28 protein-coding genes and 1 other RNA gene are annotated in these 26,772 nt (G+C 63.6%); 9 read left to right on the top strand and 20 right to left on the bottom strand.

Translation table 11 applies throughout. The features are described 5' to 3' along the window. Nucleotides 1–55: 55 nt before the first annotated feature. From AC0L3B_RS21485 to miaA, 5 genes are all read right to left on the bottom strand, one after another. Complete coding sequence (locus tag AC0L3B_RS21485; protein WP_085385120.1) at nt 56–745, bottom strand: class I SAM-dependent methyltransferase; 690 nt, start codon at nt 743–745, stop codon at nt 56–58. 3 nt (nt 746–748) lie between these two features. Further along, nucleotides 749–1,291, bottom strand: coding sequence for an acetolactate synthase small subunit (gene ilvN / locus AC0L3B_RS21480; RefSeq protein ID WP_007613340.1), 543 nt, complete (start codon nt 1,289–1,291; stop codon nt 749–751). A 23-nt stretch (nt 1,292–1,314) separates the two neighbouring features. Then, nucleotides 1,315–2,298, bottom strand: a complete 984-nt coding sequence (locus AC0L3B_RS21475) for a threonine dehydratase (RefSeq protein WP_085350263.1) — start codon at nt 2,296–2,298, stop codon at nt 1,315–1,317. Between the two features lie 5 nt (nt 2,299–2,303). Then, nucleotides 2,304–4,079 carry an acetolactate synthase 3 large subunit gene (locus AC0L3B_RS21470; RefSeq protein ID WP_368507270.1) on the bottom strand — a complete coding sequence of 592 codons (1,776 nt, stop codon included), beginning with the start codon at nt 4,077–4,079 and terminating at the stop codon, nt 2,304–2,306. Nucleotides 4,080–4,409: 330 nt separating this feature from the next. Further along, nucleotides 4,410–5,366 (bottom strand): tRNA (adenosine(37)-N6)-dimethylallyltransferase MiaA, encoded by a 957-nt coding sequence (miaA, locus tag AC0L3B_RS21465; RefSeq protein WP_473380998.1) that lies wholly within the window; start codon nt 5,364–5,366, stop codon nt 4,410–4,412. Nucleotides 5,367–5,377: 11 nt separating this feature from the next. On the opposite strand from miaA, the gene serB reads away from it, so the two are divergent. Further along, nucleotides 5,378–6,283, top strand: a complete 906-nt coding sequence (serB, locus tag AC0L3B_RS21460; RefSeq protein WP_018454339.1) for a phosphoserine phosphatase SerB — start codon at nt 5,378–5,380, stop codon at nt 6,281–6,283. A 122-nt stretch (nt 6,284–6,405) separates the two neighbouring features. On the opposite strand, the gene AC0L3B_RS21455 is transcribed toward serB, so the two are convergent. From AC0L3B_RS21455 to AC0L3B_RS21405, 11 genes are all read right to left on the bottom strand, one after another. Further along, nucleotides 6,406–7,908 carry a Do family serine endopeptidase gene (locus AC0L3B_RS21455; protein ID WP_018454338.1) on the bottom strand — a complete coding sequence of 501 codons (1,503 nt, stop codon included), beginning with the start codon at nt 7,906–7,908 and terminating at the stop codon, nt 6,406–6,408. Between the two features lie 144 nt (nt 7,909–8,052). Beyond that, nucleotides 8,053–8,259, bottom strand: a complete 207-nt coding sequence (locus AC0L3B_RS21450; protein ID WP_018454337.1) for a DUF2065 domain-containing protein — start codon at nt 8,257–8,259, stop codon at nt 8,053–8,055. A gap of 71 nt (nt 8,260–8,330) precedes the next feature. Beyond that, nucleotides 8,331–9,227 (bottom strand): protease modulator HflC, encoded by an 897-nt coding sequence (hflC, locus tag AC0L3B_RS21445; protein WP_018454336.1) that lies wholly within the window; start codon nt 9,225–9,227, stop codon nt 8,331–8,333. Continuing rightward, on the bottom strand, nt 9,224–10,360 hold the full coding sequence (gene hflK / locus AC0L3B_RS21440; RefSeq protein ID WP_007600977.1) for an FtsH protease activity modulator HflK: 1,137 nt from the start codon (nt 10,358–10,360) through the stop codon (nt 9,224–9,226). The genes hflC and hflK overlap by 4 nt, the downstream gene beginning before the upstream one ends. Nucleotides 10,361–10,513: 153 nt before the next feature. Continuing rightward, nucleotides 10,514–11,023 carry a dihydrofolate reductase gene (locus tag AC0L3B_RS21435; RefSeq protein ID WP_018454335.1) on the bottom strand — a complete coding sequence of 170 codons (510 nt, stop codon included), beginning with the start codon at nt 11,021–11,023 and terminating at the stop codon, nt 10,514–10,516. Beyond that, entirely contained in the window at nt 11,023–11,508 is a 486-nt protein-coding gene (locus tag AC0L3B_RS21430) for a GNAT family N-acetyltransferase (protein ID WP_018454334.1), read from the bottom strand. The genes AC0L3B_RS21435 and AC0L3B_RS21430 overlap by 1 nt, the downstream gene beginning before the upstream one ends. Nucleotides 11,509–11,513: 5 nt before the next feature. Next, on the bottom strand, nt 11,514–12,308 hold the full coding sequence (locus AC0L3B_RS21425; protein WP_473380997.1) for a thymidylate synthase: 795 nt from the start codon (nt 12,306–12,308) through the stop codon (nt 11,514–11,516). A gap of 221 nt (nt 12,309–12,529) precedes the next feature. Next, nucleotides 12,530–14,095, bottom strand: coding sequence for a tripartite tricarboxylate transporter permease (locus tag AC0L3B_RS21420; protein ID WP_018454333.1), 1,566 nt, complete (start codon nt 14,093–14,095; stop codon nt 12,530–12,532). Between the two features lie 7 nt (nt 14,096–14,102). Further along, nucleotides 14,103–14,864 carry a tripartite tricarboxylate transporter TctB family protein gene (locus AC0L3B_RS21415; RefSeq protein WP_018454332.1) on the bottom strand — a complete coding sequence of 254 codons (762 nt, stop codon included), beginning with the start codon at nt 14,862–14,864 and terminating at the stop codon, nt 14,103–14,105. Between the two features lie 95 nt (nt 14,865–14,959). After that, nucleotides 14,960–15,490 carry a chromate transporter gene (locus AC0L3B_RS21410; protein WP_018454331.1) on the bottom strand — a complete coding sequence of 177 codons (531 nt, stop codon included), beginning with the start codon at nt 15,488–15,490 and terminating at the stop codon, nt 14,960–14,962. Further along, entirely contained in the window at nt 15,487–16,104 is a 618-nt protein-coding gene (locus AC0L3B_RS21405) for a chromate transporter (RefSeq protein ID WP_018454330.1), read from the bottom strand. Before AC0L3B_RS21405 ends, AC0L3B_RS21410 begins: the two co-directional genes overlap by 4 nt. A gap of 84 nt (nt 16,105–16,188) precedes the next feature. Between AC0L3B_RS21405 and ssrA the strand changes: the two genes are divergently transcribed. The 7 genes from ssrA (at nt 16,189) to feoB (ending at nt 21,763) form a co-directional block, all read left to right on the top strand. Then, nucleotides 16,189–16,555, top strand: a transfer-messenger RNA (tmRNA) gene (ssrA, locus tag AC0L3B_RS21400). A 114-nt stretch (nt 16,556–16,669) separates the two neighbouring features. Continuing rightward, a complete protein-coding gene (locus tag AC0L3B_RS21395; RefSeq protein ID WP_018454329.1) occupies nt 16,670–17,185 on the top strand; it encodes an SspB family protein in 516 nt (171 codons plus the stop codon). Nucleotides 17,186–17,293: 108 nt separating this feature from the next. Then, a complete protein-coding gene (gene fumC / locus AC0L3B_RS21390; RefSeq protein ID WP_244561280.1) occupies nt 17,294–18,739 on the top strand; it encodes a class II fumarate hydratase in 1,446 nt (481 codons plus the stop codon). 276 nt (nt 18,740–19,015) lie between these two features. Next, nucleotides 19,016–19,204: a DUF4169 family protein gene (locus AC0L3B_RS21385; protein WP_018454327.1), complete on the top strand. Its 189-nt coding sequence runs from the start codon at nt 19,016–19,018 to the stop codon at nt 19,202–19,204. Then, entirely contained in the window at nt 19,201–19,455 is a 255-nt protein-coding gene (locus AC0L3B_RS21380) for a ribbon-helix-helix domain-containing protein (protein ID WP_018454326.1), read from the top strand. The genes AC0L3B_RS21385 and AC0L3B_RS21380 overlap by 4 nt, the downstream gene beginning before the upstream one ends. Before the next feature lie 140 nt (nt 19,456–19,595). Beyond that, on the top strand, nt 19,596–19,871 hold the full coding sequence (locus tag AC0L3B_RS21375) for a FeoA family protein (protein ID WP_018454325.1): 276 nt from the start codon (nt 19,596–19,598) through the stop codon (nt 19,869–19,871). Nucleotides 19,872–19,891: 20 nt separating this feature from the next. Then, on the top strand, nt 19,892–21,763 hold the full coding sequence (gene feoB, locus AC0L3B_RS21370) for a ferrous iron transporter B (RefSeq protein WP_018454324.1): 1,872 nt from the start codon (nt 19,892–19,894) through the stop codon (nt 21,761–21,763). Nucleotides 21,764–21,932: 169 nt separating this feature from the next. On the opposite strand, the gene AC0L3B_RS21365 is transcribed toward feoB, so the two are convergent. Together AC0L3B_RS21365 and AC0L3B_RS21360 are read right to left on the bottom strand one after the other, a co-directional pair. Further along, the gene (locus AC0L3B_RS21365; protein WP_247475476.1) at nt 21,933–23,594 is read right to left on the bottom strand and encodes a hypothetical protein; all 1,662 of its coding nucleotides are present in this window, start codon (nt 23,592–23,594) and stop codon (nt 21,933–21,935) included. A gap of 319 nt (nt 23,595–23,913) precedes the next feature. Continuing rightward, nucleotides 23,914–25,089: a GAF domain-containing sensor histidine kinase gene (locus AC0L3B_RS21360; RefSeq protein WP_018454322.1), complete on the bottom strand. Its 1,176-nt coding sequence runs from the start codon at nt 25,087–25,089 to the stop codon at nt 23,914–23,916. 143 nt (nt 25,090–25,232) lie between these two features. On the opposite strand from AC0L3B_RS21360, the gene AC0L3B_RS21355 reads away from it, so the two are divergent. Further along, on the top strand, nt 25,233–25,730 hold the full coding sequence (locus AC0L3B_RS21355; RefSeq protein ID WP_018454321.1) for a GNAT family N-acetyltransferase: 498 nt from the start codon (nt 25,233–25,235) through the stop codon (nt 25,728–25,730). Between the two features lie 15 nt (nt 25,731–25,745). On the opposite strand, the gene AC0L3B_RS21350 is transcribed toward AC0L3B_RS21355, so the two are convergent. Both AC0L3B_RS21350 and AC0L3B_RS21345 read right to left on the bottom strand, forming a co-directional pair. Beyond that, entirely contained in the window at nt 25,746–26,231 is a 486-nt protein-coding gene (locus AC0L3B_RS21350) for a YkgB family protein (protein ID WP_085360657.1), read from the bottom strand. 270 nt (nt 26,232–26,501) lie between these two features. After that, nucleotides 26,502–26,744 (bottom strand): hypothetical protein, encoded by a 243-nt coding sequence (locus AC0L3B_RS21345; protein WP_247820427.1) that lies wholly within the window; start codon nt 26,742–26,744, stop codon nt 26,502–26,504. Between the last annotated feature and the right edge of the window lie 28 nt (nt 26,745–26,772).

The raw sequence follows: 26,772 nt of genomic DNA, 5'->3' as shown, positions 1-26,772 counted from the left end.
CTGCCCTGTCGTGCAGCCCTGTTTGTTGTTCTGGTCGAGCCTTGCTCGCCGGCCGTTACGTGGAGGAATTGGGTTTCCGCAGCAGATAGGTGCCGTGCATCGGGGCGTGGTAATCGGCCGAGACCAGCGTGAAGCCGACGTCGGTCAGCATCCGCTCCATGACCCAGCCGAAAGTGGAATACTCGTCGCGCATGTGGGTGACGACGCTTTCACGCGGGACATCGTGGTTCTTGATCTCAAAGTCGGCCCATTGGTCAACGTCGCGCTCGAGCGCATCGGGCATCGAGGCGTAGACGATGTCGCGCAAATAGAAAGTGGCACCGGGCTTGAGCGCGCGATAGATCCGCGACATGGCTACCGCCTTCCAGAAATCCGGCAGATGGTGCAGCGTGAACTCGCTGACGATCAGGTCATAGGATTCCGGCCGGTAGGCGAAGCTGAGCAGGCCGGCGGACTGCGTGCGCACGGGCGCCTTGCGCTCGCGCGCGTAGATCTCGGCGAGCGCCAGCATCGCGGGCGAGATGTCGATGGCATCGACCTCGGCGCCCATCAGCGCCGCCTCGGTCGCGAGCACGCCGTTGCCGCAACCGATATCGGCAATGCGCCAGCCGCGCTGGACGCCGAGCATTTTCAGCGCGGCGCGCGCCCGTAGATCGGCATCGTCATGACTGTCGTAGATCGAGGCCACTGCAGGCCCGATCCCTATCCGGTTCCGCTCGTTGTAATACCAGTCGCGCGCCAGCATGGCTCACATTCCTTCAGGCCCGCGACCAATCGCGGCAACACCGGTGCGCGACACTTCGACGAGGCCAAGCGGACGCATCAGGTCGATAAACTGATTGATCTTATCTGTATTGCCTGTGATCTCGAACACAAAGCTCTCGGTGGTGGCGTCGATCACGCGGGCGCGGAACGCGTCCGCCAGCCGCAGCGCCTCGACGCGATGCTCGCCCTGCCCGCGCACCTTGACCATCGCCAGCTCGCGCTCGATCGAGCGCTTGGTCAGCGTCATGTCGACGACGCGATAGACCGGGATCATGCGGTCGAGCTGATGCTTGATCTGCTCGATCACCATGGGCGTACCCGTGGTGACGATGGTGATGCGCGAGAGATGCTTCTGGCTCTCGGTCTCCGAGACCGTGAGGCTCTCGATATTGTAGCCGCGCCCCGAGAACAGGCCGATGACGCGCGCGAGCACGCCGGGCTCGTTCTGCACGAGCACCGAAAGCGTGTGCGTCTCGTTCGGGTCGTGGCGCTCCTCGATGAAATAGGCGGATGCGGGCTGGTTCATTGTCGTCCCCTTCATTCTCGTCGTTACGCCGTCGCCCGATGAGCGACCGGCGCATCCGTCCCGACCCAACCGCGGAACAGATCGAAATCGATATTGCCGCCGGACAGCACGAGACCGACGCGCTTGCCCGACAATGTTGTCTTTTCCTGAAGCGCCGCGGAGAGCGCGGCGGCGCCAGCGCCTTCGGCGAGGTTGTGCGTGTCGGTCCAGAGCGCATGGATCGCGAGCGCGATTTCATCGTCCGTCACCTGGACGATACGCGAGGCGCCCTTGAGGATGACCGCGAGCGCTTCCGGATCGGGAATCCGCGTCGCCATGCCGTCCGCGAGCGTGTTGCTGGTCTCGGTGGTCACCACCTGACCCGCCGCGAACGACAGCGCGTAGGACGGCGCCTCGGTCGACTGCACGCCCACGATCTCGGTCTTCAGGCCGAGCAGATCGCGCGCCATGATACAGCCGCAGATCCCCGAGCCTTGCCCGATCGGCACATAGAGGATGTCGAGATCGGGCGCGGCCCGGAACAATTCGAGCGCATAGGTCGCCACGCCCAGCACCAGGTCCGTATGGAACGACGGCACCATGTGCAGCCCGGCGAACTGCGCGTGGCGTCCGGCTTCCTCGCGTGCGGCCTGAAAGTCCTCGCCGTGCTCAACGAGTTCGGCGCCGAACGCCTTCATCGCGCGGTTCTTCTCGACCGAATTGCCGCGCGGCACATAGATCACGGCAGTTACGCCATGGCGGCTCGCCGCAAAGGCGAGGCTCTGGCCATGATTGCCGCGCGTCGCCGAGATGATGCCCGGAATGTTCGGCCGTTCGCGCTTCAGCCGATCGAGATAGACCAACCCGCCGCGCACCTTGAAGGCGCCCGTCGGCGTGTGATTCTCGTGCTTGACCACGACCTGCGTGCCGAGCCGCTCGGCGAGCAGCGGCCAGGCGTGCGCCGGCGTTGCCGGCACCGCCTGCCCCACGATCGCATGTGCGCGTTCGAGCTCGTTCAGGTCGAACATCACGCTCACACCAGCGCCTTACCGCCGGCGAACGCCTTCGCGGTGGCTTCGTCGTTGGCCTGCTCCGGCAACAGCATCTCGTTGTGCGCCTTGCCGGAGGGGATCATCGGGAAACAGTTTTCCAGCGACGCGACGCGGCAGTCGAACAGCACCGGGCGCTTGACCGAGATCATCTCCTGGATGGCTCCGTCGAGATCACCGGGCTTGTGCACCTGGAGGCCGACGCCGCCGTAGGCTTCCGCGAGCTTGACGAAGTCCGGCATCGCCTCCGAATAGGAATGCGACAGGCGGTTGCCATGGAGCAGCTGCTGCCACTGCCGCACCATGCCCATGTACTGGTTGTTCAGAATGAAGATCTTGATCGGCAGCTCGTACTGCACAGCCGTCGACATCTCCTGCATCGTCATCTGCACCGAGGCATCACCCGCGATGTCGATGACGAGGCTGTCGGGATGGGCAACCTGCACGCCAACCGCGGCCGGCAGGCCGTAGCCCATGGTGCCGAGACCGCCCGAGGTCATCCAGCGATGCGGCTCCTCGAAGCCGTAGAACTGCGCGGCCCACATCTGATGCTGGCCAACCTCGGTGGTGATGTAGGTGTCCTTGCCACGCGTCGCCTCGAACAGGCTCTGGATCGCATGCTGCGGCAGGATGACGTCGTTGCTCTTCCTGAAATAGAGCGAGTTGCGGGCGCGCCACTGCGCGATCTGCTGCCACCAGGCCTTGATGTCGGGCTTCTTCGCCTCCGCCTTGAACACCTGGAGAATGTCGCCGAGAATGTTGCCGCAGTCGCCGATGATCGGCACGTCGACGCGGATGTTCTTGTTGATCGAGGACGGGTCGATGTCGATGTGGATCTTCTTCGAGCCCGGCGAGAACGCATCGACGCGGCCGGTGATGCGGTCGTCGAAGCGCGCACCGACGCACAGCATGACGTCGCAATCATGCATGGTCATGTTGGCTTCGTAGGTGCCGTGCATGCCGAGCATGCCGAGCCAGCTCTTGCCCGAGGCGGGATATGCGCCGAGGCCCATCAGCGTGGAGGTGATCGGAAAGCCGGTGACCTCGACCAGCTCCCGCAGCAGCCTGGTGGCTTCAGGGCCGGAATTGATCACGCCGCCGCCGCTGTAGATTACGGGGCGCTTGGCGCCTGAGAGCAGCGCCACGGCCTTGCGGATCTGCGTCGCATCGCCCTTCACCCGCGGCGCGTAGGAGCGATGCACGTCGGATTTGCGCGGCGGATGATAGGTGCCGGTCGCGAACTGCACGTCCTTGGGCACGTCGACGAGCACCGGGCCCGGTCGACCCGTAGTCGCAACGTAAAACGCCTCGTGCAGCACCTTTGCGAGATCGTTGACGTCGCGCACCAGCCAATTGTGCTTGGTGCAGGGGCGCGTGATGCCGACGGTGTCGCATTCCTGGAACGCGTCGTTGCCGATCAGATGCGTCGGCACCTGGCCGGAGATGCAGACCAGCGGGATCGAGTCCATCAGCGCGTCGGTGAGCGGCGTCACCATGTTGGTGGCGCCGGGACCGGAGGTCACCAGGGCAACGCCGGGCCGGCCGGTCGAACGCGCATAGCCCTCGGCGGCGTGACCCGCACCCTGCTCGTGGCGGACCAGGATGTGCTGGACCTCGCTCTGCTGGAAGATCTCGTCGTAGATCGGGAGCACCGCGCCGCCGGGGTAGCCGAAAATGTCGGTCACGCCATGATCGATGAGCGCGCGGACGATCATCGCGGCGCCGGTCATCTGGTTCGGATCGTGGCTCTTGTCGCTCATTGGCTTGCTCCGGATGCGCTGTTGTCAGCGGCTTCGTTCGTGTCGGGTTTTCGGAAATAAAAAAGGCCCCGAAGAGGGCCCATGCACACCGCCTGTCATGTGGATGGCAGCTAGCCACCCCCGGCGGTGTGCCTGGGTACGACGGCGATAAGGAGTTTGGTAATAATGTTACGCATGGCAGGTGCCCGGCTTCCCAAAGGTTGCGCGAAACATAGCGGCCAGCGCCCCGATGTCAAGGCAATGCGGCCGTTCCCGCGCGATTTTGGCAGTGTAGCGGTGTTCCCGGGGTTGGGCGAGAGGTAAATTCGGGAGCCGAGGCACAAAAGCGTGTCAGCCTTGGTCCCGCGCCGCGTTCACGATCGCCGCCAGCCAGCCCCGAATCTCCCCCGGCTTCACCCACTCGAATTCGGGCAATTGGTGCCGGAACCAGGTGAACTGCCGCTTAGCGTAGTGGCGGGTGTCGGCGCGGCCGATGGTCGCCGCCTGCTCCAGGCTGAGCTCACCGCGCAGATGCCGGATTAGCGCCGGCACGCCATGAGCCTTCATCGCCGGCAGCAGCGGATCGAGGTTTCGGGCGGCGAGACGCACCGCCTCCTCTAGCGCGCCGGCACCCAACATGGCGTCGAAGCGGGCGTCGATGCGCGCATAGAGCTCGTCGCGCTCGGGCGCGAGGAACACCGCCCGAAAACTGTCCTTGGGCAAGAGCGGCGGCTGGCCCTCATGATGCCAGTCCAGCAGCGAACGGCCGGTGGCTTCGACCACTTCGAGCGCGCGCGCAATGCGCGTGCGATCGCGACGGTTCAAGCGCTCGGCCGCCCGCGGATCGGAGGCTGCGAGTTCGTCGTGCAGCGCTTCGACGCCGTTCCGCTCCAGCCGCGCCCGGACGTCCTCGCGCACCTCGAGAGGGATCGGTGGCACCACGGAAAGGGCCGCCGTGAGCGCCTTGAAATAGAGCCCGGTGCCGCCGATGAAGATCGGCAGGCGCCCTTCGGCTTTCGCCGCTTCGAGCGCCTTGGCCGCGTCGCCCACCCAGGCACCGGCTGAAAAATTCACGGCCGCATCGACATGGCCGTACAGGCGATGAGGCACCTGCGCCTCGTCGCCAAGGGTGGGGCGCGCGGTGATGATGCGGAGGTCACGGTAGACCTGCATGGAATCGGCATTGATCACGACCCCGCCCGCAGCGAGCGCAAGCTCGAGCGCCAGCGCCGACTTGCCGCTGGCGGTCGGGCCTGCGATAAGCACCGCCTTGCCAACATGCCTTCTGCCGACTTGCCCCTCGCTCACGAAAACCTCAAATGTCCCTCGTTGCCACGCTGATCTGCAACCCGAATAATCCCGCGCTCGACTCGACCATCGTCGACGGCGCCCGCGCCGTGCTGCCTCAGGCAGCTCCCGCGCACTGGCTGTTCGACGGGGTTGCAGTCGACATCCCATTCGGCGCCGACAGTAACCTCGAAGGCGACCGTCACGCCATCGAGCAGCGGCTCCGCGAGCTTCGCGGCGACCTGCCCATCGACATCGTGGTGCAGCCAGTCGGCTTCCGGCGCAAGAAGCTTTTTCTCGCCGACATGGATTCCACCATGATCGGTCAGGAATGCATCGACGAGCTCGCCGATTTCGTCGGGGTGAAGGCCCATGTGGCCGCCATCACCGAGCGCGCGATGCGCGGCGAGATCGAGTTCGAGCCGGCGCTGCGCGAGCGCGTCGCGCTGCTCAAGGACCTTCCCGCCAGTGCCGTCGACGAGGTGCTGGCCAAGCGCATTACGCTGACGCCGGGTGGCCGCGAACTGGTCGCGACCATGCGCGCCCATGGCGCCTATGCCTGCCTCGTCTCCGGCGGCTTCACGCTTTTCACCAGCGCGGTCGCCACCAGGATCGGTTTCCAGGAGAACCGCGCCAACGAGCTCGTCGTCCGCGACGGCAAGTTCACTGGCGAGGTGAAGGAGCCGATTTTGGGGCGCGCGGCAAAGCTCGCGACGCTAGTGGATCTGATGGAATCGTTCGATCTCGACGACATCGACTCGCTGGCGGTCGGCGACGGCGCCAATGATCTCGCGATGATCCAGGCGGCGGGGCTGGGCGTGGCGTATCACGCCAAGCCCGCGGTGGCCGCCGCTGCGGCGGCGCGGATCGATCATGGCGATCTCACCGCGCTGCTGTACGCGCAGGGGTATCGGCGCGAGGAGTTCGTGGAGGCGTAGCCTCCTCCTCTCCGCCGTCATGCCCGGGCTTGTCCCGGGCATCCACGTTACGCTCGTCCGCATGGCAAGGCGTGGACGGCCGGGTCAAGCCCGGCCATGACGAGAGGTGAAAGCGAGCGCTCTTACTGCACGCTCAGCGCGACAAAACGCAGCTCGCCGTCGGCGTTCGACACCAGCAGCAGCACCGATTTCTTGCCGTCCTTCTTGAGCTGGTCGACCCGTTTCTGGATGTCGGCGCCGCTGGAGACGGCCTCCTGCGCCACCTCGACAATGACGTCGCCGGCCGAGAGGCGCTTCTCGGCGGCATCCGAATTGGCGTCGACATTGGTGACGACCACGCCCTTGACGCTGTCCTTGATCTTGTAGCGCGCACGCAGGTCCTTGCTCAGCGCGGCGAGATCGAGGCCGAGCGCCTTCTGTGTCACGGTCTTTTCAGGCGGAGGCTCGTCGGTCTTCACCGCGGCCTGCACCTTGTCGGCATCCTGCAACCGGCCGAGCGTGACCTTCTTGGTTTCCTCCTGGCTCTTGCGGATGATGACGACGTCGACCTCCTTGCCGACCGCCGTGTCGGCGACCACGCGAGACAGATCCTTCGGGTCCTTGACGTCCTTGCCGTCGAACTTGACGACGACGTCGCCGGGCTCGATGCCGGCCGGTTTGGCCGGGCCCTTGTCGTCGACACCGGCAACCAGCGCGCCGCGCGGCGGCTTGATGTTGAGGCTCTCGGCGATCTCGTCGGTGACGCTCTGGATGCGCACGCCAAGCCAGCCGCGGCGCAATTCGCCGAACTGGCGGAGCTGGTCGACGACACCCGCCACCGTCTTCGACGGTACGGCGAAGCCGATGCCGATCGAGCCGCCGGACGGCGAGATGATCAGCGTGTTGACGCCGATGACGTCGCCATCGAGGTTGAACAGCGGACCGCCGGAATTTCCGCGGTTGATGGAGGCGTCGGTCTGAATGTAGCTGTCGTAGGGACCTGAGGAGATGTCACGGTTCTTCGCCGAAACGATACCGGCCGTCACGGTGCCGCCGAGGCTGAAAGGATTGCCGATCGCGACGACCCAGTCGCCGAGGCGCAGCTTGTCGGAATCACCGAACTTCACCGACACCAGCGGCTTCGACGGCTTGAACTTGAGCACGGCAAGGTCGGTCTTCTTGTCGACTCCGACCAGTTCGGCCTTGATCTTGGTCCCGTCGTTGAGAATGACGTTAATCTCATCGGCGTCCGCGATGACATGGTTGTTGGTGACGACGACGCCTGACGTGTCGATGATGAAGCCACTTCCGAGCGAGTTGGTCTTGCGCGGCGCCGGGCTGTTCTCGCCGCCCTTGCTGCCGCCGCCGGGACCCTTGCGGTTCTTGAAGAAGTCGTCGAAGAACTCCTCGAAGGGCGAACCGGGCGGCAGTTGCGGCATGGCATTGCTGCCGCCGCCCCCGCCCTTGGCTTCGACGGTCTGCGAGGTCGAGATGTTGACGACCGCGTCAATCACCTTCTCGGCGACGTCGGCGATGCCATCCGGTCCGCGCGCATAGGCCGGTGTGCCGAGTGCGCTGAAAGCGCCAACGGCGAGCGCGGCCAGCCCTAAGCGCAAACGGGTCGGGGCAATGGTGGCAGCGGTCATTGTGATCTCCAGGAAACAAGGATTCGACGTCAAGACTGCGCTCGAACGGGGGGACGGCGCAAGCGCGGACCTTAACGGGCCTCAAGACCCGGATAATAAGGCGAAAACCGGTCCCTCGCCTTCACTTTGGCGTTGGTGCGACGGCTAAATTGGACGTCGCATAACCCAGATCAGGACCAGGCCGGCCACGGCCGAACCAATGCCGACCGCCCGCAGGACGTTATCCGGCGTGGCCATCGCGCTTTTCATGGCCTTGCGCATCCAGGCCGGACTTGCCGCGAACATCAAGCCTTCCAGCACGAACAGGATGCCCAAACCGATGAGGAAGTCGGCGAACGCAATGGACCTCATCGGATTGGAACCTCCCGTTGTGCTGTTCTTGTCTGGACGAAGGGCGGCCAGACTTGCCGCCCTTGTCTCACTTACGGCTTCGCTGGCGTCGTGGTCGCCGTCTTGCCGGACGGGTTACCAAAGAACCGGAAGAAATCCGAGTCCGGGCGCAGCAGGAAGCGGGTGTCGTTCGCGCGCAGCCCGGTCTCATAGGCCGCCATCGAACGGTAGAAGGCGAAGAAATCCGCGTCCTGGCCGTAGGCTTCGGCGAACAGACGGTTGCGCTCGGCATCGCCGACGCCGCGCGTCTGCTCGGCCAGCGACCTTGCATCCGCCTCGATCACGGTCGCCTCGCGGTCGGCCTTGGAGCGGATCTCCTGGGCCTTCTGGCCGCCCTGCGCGCGGAACTCGGCGGCTTCGCGCTCGCGTTCCGTCTTCATGCGCTGATAGACCGCCTGGCTGTTCTGCTCCGGCAGATCGGCGCGGCGGATCCGGACGTCGACGACCTGGATGCCGTAGCCGTCGGCCTCGTGGTCGAGCTGATCGCGGATGCGCTGCATCAGCTTCTCGCGGTCGTCGCGGACCACGTTGATGAAGGTGACCTCGCCGAGCACGCGGCGCAGCGCAGCGTTCAAGAGCGTGGTGAGCTGGATGTTGGCGGCCTGGATCGAGCCGATGCTCTGATAGAAGCGGAGCGCGTCCTTGATGCGGTAACGCGCGAAGGCGTCGACCACGAGCCGCTTCTGGTCGGACGCGATCGCTTCCTGCGACGGGTTCTCCAGATCGAGGATGCGCTTGTCGATGTTGATCACCGAATTCCACGGCGCCTTGAAGTGCAGGCCGGGAGCGGTAACGACATCGACGGGCTTGCCGAACTGCAGCACGATGGTCTGCTCGGTCTGCGCCACCGTGAACAGGGACATGTAGCCCACGATCACGACGAGCAGGAGGCCGAGCAGCGTGACGATACCTGTGACCGGAGATCTCATCGGTTGCCTCCGGTCGTCTGCTGGCCGGTTGCAGGCGGCCGCTTGGCCGTCAACTCGCTGAGCGGCAGATAAGGCACGACGCCCTGGCCCGACTGGCCGCCGTCATAAATGAGCTTTTCCGAACCGCCGAGCACGCGCTCCATCGTCTCCAGATAAATCCGTTCACGCGTCACGTCGGGCGCCTTCTTGTATTCCTCGTAAACCTTCAGGAAGCGCGAGCTCTGGCCCTTGGCCTCGGCGACGGTCTGCTCCCTGTAGCCTTCGGCGGCCTGCATGATCTGCGCCGCACGCCCGCGTGCCTGCGGCACGACCTGGTTGGCATACGTCTGCGCCTCGTTCTGCAGCTGCTCGAGATTGGCGCGCGCCGCCTGGACGTCGCGGAAGGCGTCGATCACCTGCGCCGGCGGGTCGACCTTCTGCATCTGCACCTGGCTGATCTGAATGCCGGCGCCGTAGCTGTCCAGGGTCTTCTGGATTAGTTCCTGCACGCCTTGTTCGGTAACGTTGCGCGCGCCGGTCAGGATCGGCTGGATCTGCGAGCGGCCGATCACCTCGCGCATCGCGCTCTCGGCGACCGCCTTCACGGTGCCTTCGGGATTCTGGATGTTGAAGAGGAAATCGCCGACGCCGTTGGGCTTGATGCGCCAGAGCACGGTGAAGTCGACGTCGACGATGTTCTCGTCGCCGGTCAGCATCAGGCTCTCTTCCGGCACGTCACGAATGGAGCGGCCGCGCCGCGCCGGGTCGTCGATCAGCGTCATGCCGATGGAGATGGTGGAAACGCGCAAGGCCTTTGGCAGCAGCACGGTCTCGATTGGATAGGGCAGATGGTAGTTCAGGCCGGGCTCCACGGTGCGGACATGCTTGCCGAAGCGCAGCACGACGCCGAGCTCTTCGGACTGCACCCGGAAGAAGCCCGACAGCAGCCAGAACGCGACGATGAGCAGCACGATCAGCGTGATGCCGATGCCGGAGAAATAGCCACCCGGCATGATCTGCTGGAGGCGATCCTGGCCGCGCCGCAGAAGATCTTCCAGATCCGGCGGCCTTGGCCCGACCGGTTGCGGGCCGTTGCCCCATGGTCCCTTCGGACCCGAGCCCCATGGGCCACCGCCCTGATTCTTCCACGGCATTCGACGCTCTCCTCGGCAGGGTGAAATTGCCCCCGCCCGCTTTGTCCGGTCCGGCTTTATAGGGGACAGGCAGGTCCCTTACAACGCAGCCCTCGCCGCCCTCCGAGCTAAGCTTGGGGGCAGAAAAGTCAATGTTAACATTGGCAAATGCGGTTAATGGCCTGCCCGCCGACGATATGTCACATAGGAGTAGTCGGCGCTGTCGTGGGGTCCGGCAGGATGACGGATGCGTTCAACCTCATCCCACTCTGCCCTGTCGATGTCGAAATGCGTGTCGCCTTCGGGCCGGGCATGCACTTCGGTGATCTCGAGGCGATCGGCGCGATCGAGCCATTGCCGAAAGATTTCGGCGCCGCCAATCACGGCGATCTCGGCGACCGAACGCCGCAGGGCATCGCCGCGCGCGATGGCGTCTGCGGCGGCAGTCGATGTCGTCACGATGGCGCCGGCGGCGCGATAATCCGCATCGCGCGTGACGACGATGTTGGTGCGGCCGGGAAGCGGCCGGGGCAGGGATTCGAAGGTCCTGCGGCCCATGATCACGGGCTTGCCGATCGTGAGCGCCTTGAAGCGCGCCATGTCGGATTTCATTCGCCACGGCATTGCGTTGCCGGCCCCGATGACGCCGTTCTCCGCGATCGCGACGACGAAGACGATCTCCATCAGGTCGCGCTCCCGGCAAGCCGCGTCAGCGCCGGACCGGTGACGCGGCACAGCGTCCAGTCCTCCAGCATGATGGCACCGAGCGATTTGTAGAACGCGATCGACGGCGCGTTCCAGTCAAGCACCGCCCATTGCAGCCGCGACCAGCCGTTCTCGACGCATTCCCTGGCGAGGTGCACGAGCAGAGCCTTGCCGAGGCCCCTGCCCCGATGCGATGGCCGCACATACAAATCTTCGAGATAGATGCCGTGGCGGCCGCTGAACGTCGAAAAATTCGCAAACCACACCGCGAAGCCGACCGGCTCGCCGTTCCACTCGGCGAGAGCGCAATGGAGTTGCGGTCGTTCGCCGAACAGTGCGTCGGCGATGTCAGCCTCGGTCGCCTCGACCTCGTGCGAAAGTTTTTCGTACTCGGCGAGCTCGCGGATGAAAGCGAGAACCAGCCCGGCCTCACCGGGACGCACACGGCGGATGTTGAGCTGCATCGACTTCAGACCGCGACCGCGGCCTTGATGTGCGGATGCGGATCGTAGCCGACGAGCTCGAAGTCCTCGTAACGGAAGGAGAAGATGTCCTTCACGTCGGGGTTGATCCGCATCACCGGCAGCGCGCGCGGTGCGCGCGTGAGCTGGAGCTTCGCCTGCTCCAGATGGTTGGAATAGAGATGGGTGTCACCGAACGAATGCACGAAGTCGCCGGGCTTCAAGCCCGTGACCTGCGCCACCATCATGGTGAGCAGTGCGTAGGAGGCGATGTTGAAGGGGACGCCGAGGAACACGTCGGCCGAACGCTGATAGAGCTGGCACGACAGCTTGCCGTTGGCGACATAGAACTGGAACAGGCAGTGGCACGGCGGCAACGCCATCTTGTCGACCTCGGCCGGATTCCAGGCCGAGACGATCAGGCGGCGCGAGTCCGGGTTGCGCTTGATCATGTCGATCAAATTCGCGATCTGATCGATGCTGCGTCCGTCCGGCGCGGGCCAGGAGCGCCACTGGTGGCCGTAGACGGGGCCAAGATCGCCGTTGGCGTCGGCCCACTCGTCCCAGATGGTGACGCCGTTGTCGCGCAGATATTTGATGTTGGTATCGCCTTTCAGGAACCACAACAGTTCGTGCACGATCGCCTTCAGCGGCAGGCGCTTTGTGGTCAGCATCGGAAAACCGGCGGACAGGTTGAAGCGCATCTGATGGCCGAACACCGACAGCGTGCCGGTGCCGGTCCGGTCGGTCTTTTCGGCGCCGTCTGAAAGAATCCGCTCGAGCAGGTCCTGATACTGGTGCATGTGCGTGAGCCTTTGGGGAGGCGGCGAACTTAGCGGCCGCCCCCGCGCTGCGACAGCGGCGATTCGCCATCCATGCGCATTATACCCGGAAAAGTGAGCGCTCCCGGTGCAAACGACAAGGGGCGGAACTCAGCGTCCCGCCCCTTGTCTATCAGATTGATCCTGCTGGCCAACTTGCCGGCTTGGGTTCGGGTCACGGCGCGCCGACGCTGGCGGCGCCCCTAGTTTTCGGATTCGGTGAACACCTCGTCGCGCTTGGCACGCAACGCCGGCAGCACCGTGAGCACCAGGAGGAAAGCGGCGATGCCGAGCAGCACGGCCGACAGCGGACGCGTCAGGAACACGCTCCAGTCGCCGCGCGAGATCAGCAGCGCGCGGCGCAGGTTCTCTTCCATCAGCGGTCCGAGCACCATGCCGAGCAGCAGCGGCGCCGGCTCGAAATCGTGCTTGATCAGCCAGTAGCCGACCAGACCGAACACGCCTGCCAGGATGACGTCGACCGGCGCGTTGTTCACCGAGTAGATGCCGATCGCGCAGAAGATCACGATCGAGGGGAACATCAGCCGGTAAGGGACGCGCAACAGCCGCACCCAGATTCCGACCAGCGGCAGGTTGATGATGATCAGCATCAGATTGCCAATCCACATCGAGGCGATCATGCCCCAAACCAGCTCCGGCTGCTTCTGCATCACCTGCGGACCGGGCACGATGCCGTGGATGGTCATCGCGCCCACCATCAGCGCCATCACGGCATTGGGCGGGATGCCGAGTGTCAGCAGCGGGATGAAGGAGGTCTGCGCCGCGGCATTGTTGGCGCTTTCCGGCGCCGCCACGCCTTCGATCGCACCGCGGCCGAACCGCGACGGGTTCTTGGCGATCTTCTTCTCGAGCGTGTAGGACGCAAAGGACGCGATGACCGCGCCGCCGCCCGGCAGGATACCGAGGATCGATCCGAGCACGGTGCCGCGCAGGATCGCAGGCGCCGAGTCGATCAGGTCTTTCCTGGTCGGCATCAGGCCGGTGATCTTCTGCTGCACGAGGTCGCGGTTCATCTCGGCGCCGGCGTCGAGGTTGCGGATGATCTCGGCGAAGCCGAACACGCCCATCGCCACCGTCGCAAAGCCGAGACCGTCGGCAAGCTCCGGAATGTTGAACGCCATGCGCGAGGCGCCGGTCTCGATGTCGGAGCCGACCATCGACAGCATCAGGCCGAACACGATCATCGCGATCGCTTTCAGGACCGAGCCCTTGGCCAGCACCACCGCAAAGATCAGGCCGAGCACCATCAGCGAGAAATATTCCGCCGGGCCGAACGCCAGAGCGAGCTTGGTCAGCGGCGCACCGAGCACGGCGATGAGCACGGTCGCAACGCATCCGGCGAAGAACGAGCCGATCGCCGCGATCGCCAGCGCCGGGCCGGCACGGCCTTGCTTCGCCATCTGGTGACCGTCGATGGCGGTAACGACCGACGTCGCCTCACCGGGAATATTGACCAGGATCGAGGTGGTGGAGCCGCCGTACTGGGCACCATAATAGATGCCGGCGAGCATGATCAGCGCGCCGACCGGCGGCAATCCGAACGTGATCGGCAGGAGCATCGCCACGGTTGCGACGGTGCCGATACCGGGCAGCACGCCGACCAGTGTGCCAACCAATGCGCCAATCAGGCACATGAGAATATTGATCGAGATCGGGAGCGACAGACCGTAGAGCCACCAGGGTGACCACCAGGAGATCTGAAACACCACACCGAAACCAAGGCCCAGATTGTGGAAGAGATCGAACATCACACCCTCACTGAACCAGGAAGCGCGGGAACATCGGCATCGGCAGGCCTAGCACGTAGGGGAAGAGCAGCGCGCAGCCGAGCGTCAGGCAGGCGCCGACAATGAGCGCTTCGACCCAGCGTGTCTCATGCGTACCCATCGCCGCGATCATGAAGCTTGCGAACGCCGTTACCACCACCCCAAGCGGACGAATCGCCAGCGCGAAGAAGACGATCGAGAACATCACGAAGAGCGGCCCACGCCAGGCATAGTGCGCCATGCTGGGCCCGTCGGTCAGCAGCCCCGTCAACGCGATGCCGGCGCCAAGTGCGACGAGGAGCCCGCCAAACATCCGCGGCGCCGTGCCGGCGCCAAAGGAGAAGCCCCGCATCCCCTGCAAATCGCTAGAGGCCCACAGTGCGAACAAGGCGAGCGCCATCAGCACGATTCCGCCGACATAGTCCTGCGCGGACCTGATCGTCATGAAGAACGTGAGAATCGCCACCGCAAAGATCGGATAGGAATAGATCAGCGCCAGCAGCACATCGGATGACGCCTTCTTGGTGTCACCGCCGACCGCCCCGAGCAACGCGCCGGGCGCCCCCGCGAGCAGCGCAGTCGCGTGGCTGATGACGACGGCGGCCGGCCCGCGTCCAGCGCCCCAGCCAAAGATCGTCCCGAACGACCAGATGAATTCGAAAATCTGCGGCGCTATGGCCAGCAGACAAAAGCTGATCACCACCGAGGTGTTTCGGTTGGCTGTCGCCGAGTGGCCCATCGTATCGGCCATGCATGTCTCCTCCGCGACCCGTAAACCACGAGCACTGTTGTTCTAATCGGCTGGAAATCGATGCCCCCGCCCGGATCCCTGCCTAGCCATTTTCATTACACAATGCCAGCAAAACCCAACAAGCCCCCGACGAGCAAAATCCATAGTGGATTGATGCGCGAGACGGATGCGACCACTGCAACCGTCGCGGTCAGAAGCAGCGCAGCAAGCGTACGATCGGTCGACTCGGCGAGGATCAGGGCGCTCGCCGCCATCAGGCCGATCGAGAGCGGAACCAGTGCAGCCTGGATCAGCCCGGGCCAGCGCGATTGGTTCGGCCGGTTGAGGAGCCGGCTGACATAATAGGCAAGCAACGCGGTGGGCAGGCACATGGCCAAAGTCGCCGCCAGGGCGCCGGGGATGCCGGCGACAGCATAGCCGATCAACGTGACGATAAGCACATTCGGACCTGGTGAGAGCTGCGCGATCGCATAGGCATCGGCGAACTGCTTGTCGGTCATCCAGTGATGCACATCGACCGCGATGCGGTGCATCTCGGGCACCGCCGCCGCGGCACCGCCGACCGCGAACAGCGACATCAGACCGAAGGTCGAGATCAGCCCCCAGATCGGGTTCTCCGCGTTCATGCTGCTACCTTCCGCCGCATCAGGAAAGTGGCGCCGACGCTGACGGGGATCGCGACCAAAAGCACGGCCTGGAGCGGCAGGCGAAGGACGCCGATGGCGAGGAACACGCCCAGCATCAGGATGAGCGCCAAGGCGTCCAGCCGCTTGAGCAGCGGCGTCATCATCCGGAAGACCACCGCGATCAAGAGGCCGACGGCCGCACAGGAAATGCCCGCGAGGATGCGGCGCAGCACGTCCACATCGCCGAACCGGGCGTAGATGATCGCGAGCACCGTCATGATCAGCGTGGGCGGCAGCAACAGCCCTGCAAAGGCGGCAATGCCGCCGGCGATCCCGCGCAGCCGCGCGCCGAACACCATCGAGAGATTGACGATGTTGGGCCCGGGCAGGAAATGGCAGAGCGCAAAAGTCTCGTTGAACTCGTCCGCCGTCATCCAGCGGTGCTGCTCGACGATGGCCTGCCGGGCGAATACCAAAACCCCTCCGAAGCCCGCCAGCGACATCCTGGCGAAGGCGAGGAACAGCGCGAGCAAGCCCGGCGGAACGGCGCTGGTGGCTGGACCGTCCGGCTCTTGAACTGGTTGTTGCGCGACCGGTGCGGAATCCTCGGACATGTCAGGAGCTTAGAACGCCGGCCGGCAGGCGGCCAAGCCTGCCGGGAACCTATCCAGAGGGAACCTCGGAATGATCGCTCGAAACACCTGTTATTTGAAACGTTTGCCCCCTATATTGGGAGTGCCGGTTCGCCGGCTATGGAAATAAACGGTCGTCGCAATAAACCATTCGGACCCGGGGGCGGTACCCGGCGCCTCCACCAAAGCCCACCAGCGGGCTGGCCCTGAAAGCGGGCTTTGGCGGGGGCGAAATAGGATCGACGAGGGCGTAAAGGGCGTTCTTTTTCCCGGTATTGTTCCGCCGTTATCGGGCTATGCAATAGTTGCCAACGACAACTTTGCTCCGGTTGCTCAGGCTGCGTAACGCAGTTTGAAAGACCATTCTGAAGTCCTAACGGGTTAAGCTCCGTTAGGCGGGGTTCGGAGGCACCTGGCAACAGAAGCCTCCACTTACCTCTTATTTCCTACCCCGCGGGGACTCCTGCTGACCCGTCAGGCGCGGTACTATTGCGACTTGGCGAGTCGGGCCGGCAGGGCCCAGCTCCTGGAATGCAACAGGACCACCATGGCGACCGATCATATCCGATACGATGTGCTGGCCCGCGACGCGCTGCGCGGCGTGTTGCGCAAGGTGCTGACCGACGCCGCGTCCCAGGGACTACCCGGCGAGCATCATTTCTTCATCACCTTCGTCTCGAAGGCCGAGGGCGTGAAGCTGTCGTCCCGGCTGCTGGCCCAATATCCAGAAGAAATGACGATCATCCTGCAGCATCAGTTCTGGGATTTGACCGTGCTCGAGGACCGCTTCGAGGTCGGCCTGTCTTTCGGCGGCATTCCGGAGCGGCTGATCGTGCCGTTCAGCGCCATCAAGAGCTTCCTTGATCCGTCCGTGAAATTCGGCCTCCAGTTCGACACCTCCGATGTCGCCGACGTCTCGGCCGAGACCTTGCCGGCCGCTCCCGCCCCGTCCGCGGTCGCGGTGGCCCCTGCCACTGACCCTGCGGAAGGCACTGAGGAGCCGGCGGCTCCGAACCAGGGCGGCGCCGAAGTCGTGCGATTGGATCGTTTCCGCAAGAAATGATCTAGATCGGGTCGGCGCCCGTCGCAGGCGGCCAAACTCCCTATATTCCCTATATAGAGGCACATGATGAGGCCGCGCGGCATTTCGCGCGGCGGAATGGATGTGCTCATGGCCAAAACTTCCCTCTCGAAGACTTCCCCCTCGAAGACCGACGGCTCCTCGCGCCCGGCGACCCGCACCGAGACCGACAGCTTCGGCCCGATCGAGGTCCTCGCCGATCGTTATTGGGGCGCGCAGACCGAACGCTCGCGCCAGAATTTTCGCATCGGCATCGATCGCATGCCGATCTCGCTCGTGCATGCGCTCGGCATCGTCAAGCTCGCCGCAGCGCAGTCCAACCAGGAGCTCGGTTTGCTCGACCAGCGCCGCGCCAACGCCATCATCCGCGCTGCGCGCGAGGTGATCGAGGGCAAGCTGGACGATCATTTTCCGCTGGTGGTGTGGCAGACCGGCTCGGGCACCCAGAGCAACATGAATCTCAACGAGGTCATCGCCAACCGCGCCAATGAGATCCTGGGCGGCGAGCTTGGCGCCAAGAAGCCGGTGCATCCCAACGATCACGTCAACATGAGCCAGTCGTCGAACGACTCGTTCCCGACCGCGATGCATATCGCGGCGGCAAGCCGCATTACCGCCGATCTGGTCCCTGCCCTTGGCGAATTGCTGCGTGCACTGCGCAAGAAGGAGAAGGAGTTCGCAAAGATCGTCAAAATCGGCCGCACCCACACCCAGGACGCGACGCCGTTGACGCTCGGCCAGGAATTTTCCGGCTATGCCGCACAGGTCGAAAGCGGCATCGCCCGGCTCAAGGTCGCGGTGAAGGAGCTCTATCCGCTGGCGCAGGGCGGCACCGCCGTCGGCACCGGCCTCAATTCGAAGCCGCGCTTTGCAAAACTGTTCGCAAAGCACGTTGCCGGGATTACCAAGCTGCCGTTCACCAGCGCGGCCAACAAATTTGAGGCGCTGGCTTCGAACGACGCCTATGTATCGGCGCACGGCGCCATCAATTCGGTCGCGACAGGCCTGTTCAAGATCGCCAACGACATCCGCCTGCTCGGATCGGGTCCGCGTTCGGGCCTCGGCGAACTCATGCTGCCGGAGAACGAGCCGGGCTCCTCGATCATGCCGGGCAAGGTCAATCCGACGCAGTGCGAGGCGATGACGATGGTGTGCTGCCAGGTGTTCGGCAATCACACCGCGATCACGGTCGCCGGCAGCCAGGGCCATTTCGAGCTCAACGTCTATAAGCCCGTACTGGCCTACAACATGCTGCACTCGATCCGGCTGATGGCGGACGCCGCGCGCTCCTTCACCGAGCATTGCGTCAGCGGCATCCGCGCCGACGAGAAGCGCATCAAGGAACTGATGCAGCGCTCGCTGATGCTGGTGACGGCGCTCGCCCCCAAGATCGGCTACGACAACGCGGCCAAGGTGGCCAAGACGGCGCATGCCAACGGCACCACCCTGAAGGAAGAGGCGCTGCGGCTTGGCTTCGTCTCAAGCGAGGAATTCGACCGCCTGGTGCGCCCCGAGAAGATGACCAGCCCGGGATAAATTCCGAATTCCGATAGCCATCCGTAATGATACGGAGCCCCTAGCTCCATTAAATGTAGGGCTTAAAGGACGGGATTTGATTACCGTCAATGTCGCGGCGGGATTGCGTGTTACGCAGCCCCTCCGCCCCCACGGGGCGGAATTCATCGTTTGATGGCCCAAGGGTCGATTGACGAGGACAAGCGAATGGCGATCAAGTCTCATCGGGCGCAATTCGGCGCACAGTTTCTGAATGTTTCATCCTGCCCACGGAGGATCGGATGATGGAGACGCGACATGGCGAACGTCATCAACCTGAATCGTTTCCGGAAGCGCGCCGAGCGGGAAGCCACGGCGAAGCAGGCGGACGCCAACCGAACGAAGTTCGGCCGCACGAAGGCGGAGCGGTCGGCGGAGGAGACGCGCGCGGATCAGGCGAAGACGCACCTGGACCAGCACCGGATCGATTGCGAGGAGCAGCCATGAAGTCGCCCGTCGTGAAACGGTCGATCGTCGTCGCCGGCCACAAGACCAGTGTCAGCCTGGAAGAGGCGTTCTGGAACGGCATGAAGGAGATCTCGGGCCTGCGCAACATGACGCTGTCCGAGCTGGTCGGCGAGATCGACAGCAACCGCCAGCAGGGCAATCTGTCCTCGGCGATCCGCCTGTTCGTGCTCGACTACTTCAAGAGCCGCGCCATGGCCGCCATCCAGGCGGAAAAGGTCCCGGCCCAGTAGCCGTCTTTGCGCCGATCCTTGATGCCGATCCTGGCGCCGATCGCCTCTGTCACGAAGCTGGTACTTTAAAATCACTCTAAGGTGCAGTTTCAGCGACCGAGCGCGCTTGACCTCGATGCCCTGCGTTGAAAATACAGGGCATGACCGACATCCATGATACGCGTCCGCAGATGCCGCTGGGCCTGGCCCAGCGCGGCTATACCGGCGTCATCCAGCACCTTTCCCCCAAGGACGCAGGCTCGGCACTCTCGGACATCGAACTCGAGAGTCGGCTGATCGAGCTCGGCTTCGTCGAGGGCGCGCGGGTCGAGATCCTGCACGAGGGGTTGGTCGGCCGCGACCCGATCGCCGTGCGGGTCGACAGCATCACCATCGCGGTCCGCCGTCGCGAAGCCATGGCCATTATCGTCGCCTGAAGCGACCGGACCCCAATTCCATGGAAGCACCCCTGCTGCATCTCGCCCTGGTCGGCACGCCAAACAGCGGCAAGACCTCGCTGTTCAATGCGCTGACCGGCAGCCGGCAGAAGGTCGCGAACTATCCCGGCGTCACCGTCGAGCGCAAGGAAGGCTTCTTCGTCACGCCCTTGGGGCGCCAGGTCTCCGTGGTCGACCTGCCGGGCACCTATTCGCTGCGCGGACGGAGCCCGGACGAGGAGATCACCCGGGACTTCGTGCTCGGCAAGGCCACCGGCGAGATCGTGCCCGACCTCGTGCTGTGCGTGGCGGACTCGACCAATCTGCGCCTGACCATCCGCCTGCTGCTGGAGCTCAAGCGCACCGGCCGGCCGATGATCCTCGTGCTCAACATGTTCGACATCGCGACCCGCCGCGGCATCACTGTCGACGTCGAGCGGCTCGCCAAGGAGCTCGGCGTGCCCGTGGTCACCTCGATCGCGGTGCGCAAGGGCGGCACGGCCGACCTGCTGTCGCTGACCGACGAGATTTCGGCAAAGCTCGCCGCCGAGCCGGGAGAGAACAATTGGCGGGCGCTCAGCGTGGCCGACTTGCGCGCCACCCAGCGCGAAGCCGACCGCATCATCGCCGACTGCGTCAGCCTGCCCAGCCGGCCCGACACCTGGACGGCGCGGATCGACGCGGTCGTGCTGCATCCCGTCGGGGGGCTGATCGTGCTCGCGGCGATCCTGTTCGTGATGTTCCAGGCGGTGTTCGCCTGGGCGCAGCCGCTGATGGAGTTGCTCAATTCCGGCTTCGACTCCCTCGGCGAGTTCGTGCACGCGACCTTACCCGCAGGCCTGCTGCAGAGCTTCCTTCAGAACGGCGTGATCTCAGGCGTCGGCAGCGTCATCGTGTTCCTGCCGCAGATCATCATCATCTTCCTGTTTATCCTGCTGCTGGAAGATTTCGGCTACATGGCGCGCGCCGCGTTCCTGATGGACCGCATCATGGGCGGCGCCGGCCTGCACGGCCGCGCCTTCATTCCGCTGCTGTCGAGCTTCGCCTGCGCCATCCCCGGCATCATGGCGACGCGCGTGATCGACAACAAGCGCGACCGGCTGACCACGATCCTGATCGCGCCGCTGATGACCTGCTCGGCGCGCATTCCCGTCTACACGCTGATCATCTCCGCCTTCATTCCGGCCAAAGACGTCTGGGGCTTCATCAACCTCCAGGGCCTCGTGATGTTCGGCCTCTACGCTGCCGGCATCATCAGCGCGCTGCTGGTCTCGTTTCTCATCAAATTCTTCATGCTGCGCGACTATGCGCCGGCGCCGTTCATGCTGGAGCTGCCGGACTACAAGATGCCGCGGCTGAAATCGATCGCGATCGGCGTCTACACGCGGGCCAAGATGTTCCTGCACCGCGCCGGCACCACGATCTTCTCGATGATGGTGCTGATCTGGTTCCTGGCCTCGTTCCCGCAGCCGCCCGCAGGCGCAACCGAACCGGCGATCGATTTCAGCCTCGCTGCGATCATCGGCAAGGCACTCGAGCCGCTGCTGGCGCCGGTCGGCTTCAATTGGCAGATCGCGGTCGCGCTGATCCCCGGCATGGCGGCGCGCGAGGTCGCGGTCGCGGCGCTCGGCACCGTCTATGCGATCGAAGGCGGCAAGGAAGCGGCCGAGCAGATCGGCCAGGTGCTGGCGACGAAATGGTCGCTCGCGACCGCGCTGTCGATGCTTGCCTGGTACATCTTTGCCCCGCAATGCGCATCGACGCTGGCCGTGATCCGGCGCGAGACCGGAAGCTGGACCTGGATGGCCGTCACCTTCTTCTACATGCTGGTGCTGGCCTATGCCGCGAGCCTTCTGACCTACAATGTCGCGGTCGCGTTCGGGGCGGGGTAGGCCCCAAACAAAAAACTGCGAAAACAACCCCATGCACAGTAGACGGGTGTTGTGAAATCAATGACTTACACTTGTGCGAAAATCGTCCGGCCGCAGGGCTGCGCCAGTTGCTCCGTCGGGCAAAACAGGAGCATGATGCCATCATCGCCACGACCGACCATATCTGGCGTCAAGCCGGTTTATGCGCCAGCACCGTTCCAATCCGCTCCTTCTTGAGCGCGAACTGCGCGGCCAATGCGAGGCCGAATGCCAGGCAGAACGTCGTCCCAGCCGCAATGAAGCGCAGCTTATTGGTTTCCCAGATTGCCCCCTCCTGTGCCATCAGCGACAGCAGTTGGGGCAGAAGCAAGAACACATTGGTTGCCGCAAAGCCGAAGCAATTGAACAGCCGCCACGCGACCGTTCGCATCGAATTGTCGATGTCCGGCAGATCGGAGCAGCTCTGCCTGTCGAGATAGTACGAAATATAGACTGTCACGAGCGCCGGCCCGAGGCCCCACCGCAACATCGCAAAGTAAAGGCTGGCAAGGGACATTTCCCGCAAATTGCCCTCGCCAAAGTTATGCACGGCCAACGTCAGACCAGCGGGCCCTACGGCGAGCGCGACCAGGAAGCTCCAGCAATAAGTGGTGAGGTGGGACTGATCTGAATCGCTTCCCAAAGATGACATCGCAAATCGAAGCAAGAGAACGACGACGATTGCCAATCCATAATTGCAAAGCGAATACATGACCCATGCAATCGAGCGATTGGGGTCCTGCGCCCAGACGACGCCTCTGCCTTGCAGCACGTCATAAATCACGGCCGAAATGGTCACGCCCAGATAAACGGAGCAGATCAAGGCAATGATATAGACGATCCAGTACCGTAGCGGATTGTCGTGAATGGGCGCATCGATTTCGATGCCGAATTTGCTGGCCTCATTGCGCAGGTCGATGCGGGAGCCGTTGCGATAGATCAGGTAACACGCGACAAGCCGGGCAAATCGGTTGTAGAGGTCCTTGATCAGTTGCGTGGCCTGGGGCGCAGCAAGGCCCGTCAACGTCCCAGCCTTCCACTGGCTCATCGTCGGCGCCCCCTGCTGGAAGTCTGCCATCAGCTTGTCGAAACCAAAGCTGTCCTCGGTGAAGAAGGTGGCGTCATCTCCGGTGTCGCGTCCCTGCGTCAGCCACCATTTCATGTAACAGATTTCCGCCCACATCCGATCCGGGGTGTTCGGATCCTTGCGGAAGTCCTGATCGACGACATCCGGAGAATTCGCGATGACTTTCGAGAGCACCTCCTGCGGCACACGCAGCGAAAAGCGGATTTGCGCCATGATCTGCTTCGCGAGCTGAGGCACGCTGATCCAGCTCTGGATCACATCGCGCACCATCAGCAGGACGTTCCATTGAGCCTCCTTCGTCAGGAGGAACAGATACACGATCCCCATTGCGGCGACGACGGTCAGGTACGGAGCAGACTGACTTTTCGCAGCCTCTATGAAGGCTACCGGAAATGCAGGAACCAGCGGCGCCAGGGCAATGACGTCGCGGTTCTCATGGATGAGAAGAAGGAAGAAGCCGCATGAGAATACGACAAAGATGAACCCGCCCAATCGATACTGCTGCCGGGTCGTCATGTATCGCGGGAAAGTCGGGACTTCGGCAATGTTGACCGCGCGGCCAAAAGCCTGCCAGGCCAACCGGCCTGCCACCACCAGGCCCAACAACGTGATGGACCAGCGCACCAGCGAAGGAACCAGGTCGGACGCGGCGTCACCGACCTGATCTGCGGAGGCTTGTGTCGATAGTAAAATGGAAATGACAATTCCCAACACGATGCTAGCCATAGCCTGAACTCCCTCTTGAGCGAGATAGTTCGAACGGGCCGCTCTACGCGGAATTAGGCGTACCGTAAATCCGGAGCGACCACGTGTGTGTGAACCAATTCACATCCTCTGGACGTTTTCGTGCAGCTCTCTCTCTGAAGAGGCACAATGCCTTGCCCGCAAGAAAATCGTCGGACCGCATCCGGAAAGAGCCTCGCACAATCAGCGCTATCAGCTGTTCGCCGGTTGCACCGTCGCGCAAAACAGGCGCATGATGGTATTGTCGGAGAATTGGCGCGACGCTTCGTGACGGCAAGCTAGGCCGGCGTAGCACGCCTTCTCAGCCGCGGGCCGGACTCGCCGGAAACGTCGCGGTGAACACCGTTTCATCCCGCATCGACGACGCGACGATCAACCCGCCATGGGCGCGCGCGATCTCTTGGGCAATGTACAGTCCGAGCCCAAGCCCTTTCTGGTTCGGCAGAACGTCGCCGCGATCGAACGCAGTGAAAAGGCGCGGGATCGCATCAGCCGGAATTGGCGCGCCTTTGTTGGCAACGCTGAGATCAAAGCCAGCGCCGGTCGTCTGCGCCAGCACCCTGATCGGCTTGTCGGCGGCGCCATAGGAAATCGCGTTGCCGAGAAGATTGGACAGCATCTGACCTATGCGGTCGGCGTCGATTCTCACAGGTCCCGGAACGTTGACGACCGTTTCGATGACGCGATCCGGGTGCACGTTCTCGAACTCCGCGACAATTTGCCTGATGACAGGCTCGAGTGGCTGTTCTTTCAACTTGAGCTGCATCCCGGCGCCGAGCCGCGCGCGGGCGAAGTCCATGACATTGTCGATCAGGCCCGCCATCCGGCCCACGCTTCCCTGCAGGAGGTTGATCCAGTTCTTCCCCTCGTCATCGACCTTCTTGTTCAGAAGCCGCAGGCCGCCCTGGATCGAGGCAAGAGGGTTTCGGAGGTCGTGACCGAGCACGGCGATGAACTGCTCGCGCAGTTCCGCATTGCGTTGTTCCAGCGCGAGCCTGTTCTCGATCAGTTCGACGCGCTCGGCCGCGTCGAGATGAGACGCGATCAGCTCGGCAAAAAGCTTGAACATGCCGATGACTTCGGGAGTCCGAAGCTTGCGCGGCTTCGGATCGATCGCACAAAGAGTTCCGAAGAATGAACCGTCGGGCAGAATGATCGGCACGGAGATGTAGCTTTGGAAGCCATATTGTGCAGGCGTGTGATGCTTGCAGTAGCCGGCGTCTTTGCTGACATTCTCGATGACGACCGCCTCGCGGCTCTGCCGGATCTCATGGCAGATCGTGGTCTCAACCTTGAGCTCGTCACCGGGTTTCAGCCCGAACGCAAGTTCGTCACGCGAGGCACATGTGATCCACCTGTCCTCGGTGACGCGGGCAACGGCCGTAAACCCCATGCCGGTGGTCCGGCTGACCACGTCGAGGATGGTCGAGACCGCAGCGATCCCGCTGATCTTGGCTATGTCGCGCTCGAAATCCATTGCCACTCCGCTTGGGAACATTCGCCCCGGGCCGGCCGCCCAACTGAAAGCGCGTCCTTGCAACGGTGAAAAGCACTGCCAGCCAAGTCATTCCGCGTCAATGTTACTCGACGCCCCACCTCGGAAGCGGCTATCTGTTCCCAATGGAACATTTCAGAACGGCGAGGCTCAGCGCCGAAAGGCTTCGTGAAAATCATCTCGCCGACCTCGTCGCGTTGCATCTCGATGCCGAGGTTTCGCGCTATCTCGGCGGCGTCCGTTCGGCGGAGAAGACGAAGACCTATCTCGACGCCAATATGGCGCATTGGGATCAGCATGGCTTCGGTCTGTGGGTGCTGCGAACGAAAGACGGGGCATTCGCCGGGCGAGCGGGCATCAGGCATATCCTCGTGGACGATGTCGACGAGATCGAGATTGCCTACGCGTTCAAGCGCGAATTCTGGGGCCGTGGCCTTGCAAGCGAGACCGCGACCGCACTCACCGATATTGGACTGTTACACCACGAGCTGCCGTCCCTCATTGGCCTGGTCTATGTCGGCAATGGCGCATCGCGCCGCGTTCTGGAGAAGTCCAACTATCTCCTCGAGCGAACCACGTTCCGTCACGGCGAGAACGGCGTCCTCTACCGGATCCGGCGGTGAGAGACGGCCTGACGATCACCCGGTGCGCAGCCGGACAACCGATTGCGGCAGGGAGGCCAGAAACAACACCGCGCAAACGCACAGCAGGACGATGTCCTTGAACAGAAATTCGCCGGTCAGATTCCACGCCATCGGATCGGATGAAAGGCTCCATTTGACCACGCCGGGCGTCGTGAAGAAGAACGACCAGGTGATCGCAAAGGTCACCATGCCCATGAATGAACCGAGGGCGGACGAAACCGGGCTGAAGCTGCCTGCCGCGAGCAGCGCCGCAATCACGAATTCAGCGACACCGAGGACATAGGCCTCTCCCCTCAGGCCGAACACCGACAGCCAGGAGATGAACGGGCTGTTGCTGATGAACTGCGCGATGCCCTGCGCAGATTGCGGCGTGAATTTCTGCATGCCAAACGATACGAAGATGATCACCATGACCCAGCGCAGAATGGCAAGAGGACGATAGGAACCGCCCCCGACCTCAGCGACGTTGAACTCTTTCATCCGACCATGTCTCCCCGGTTTCACATCCATCAGCTCTGCGAGACTACGCTCGCTGAAGGCTGTACGAAGGGGAGCTTCGGTCGTTACCCGCGTCGGCCGGTTCCGGAGATCACAGCTGCGTGCGATGCGCGTGTTCGCGGGATGGCCGCGCGGTCTGGGGCTGTCGGCGCGTTAATGTGCCATTGAAGGAGCGACGGCGGTGCCCTGCGCTCGCAATGACGGTGTGGAAACAGCCGCTATCGCGCGGATGGAGCGGACGCCCGCGGAGTCTTACCTGAAATACCCGAGCACGAGATCGACATCCGCGCTGCCGGCCGCCGTGCCGTTCAGCTCGGCGTCGATGACGCGGCGGCAAGCCTCGATCGCGGCATGGTCGCCGAGGTCGTTGGCGGCTTCCAGCACGAGCCATGCCGCATCGACCGAGGTCTGGTCCGCTGCTCCGCCGCCGATCTCGCCGGCTGCGGCGTTGTTGAGGTTCTTCTTGCGAACGGCGGTGCCGAATTGAGGCAACATTGCAAATACTCCCTGCCAATTCCCGGAT

The organism is Bradyrhizobium sp. Kon56, assembly GCF_055807635.1.
The sequence above is the reverse complement of the archived record's forward strand: the minus strand, read 5'-3'. Positions and strand labels throughout refer to the sequence as shown.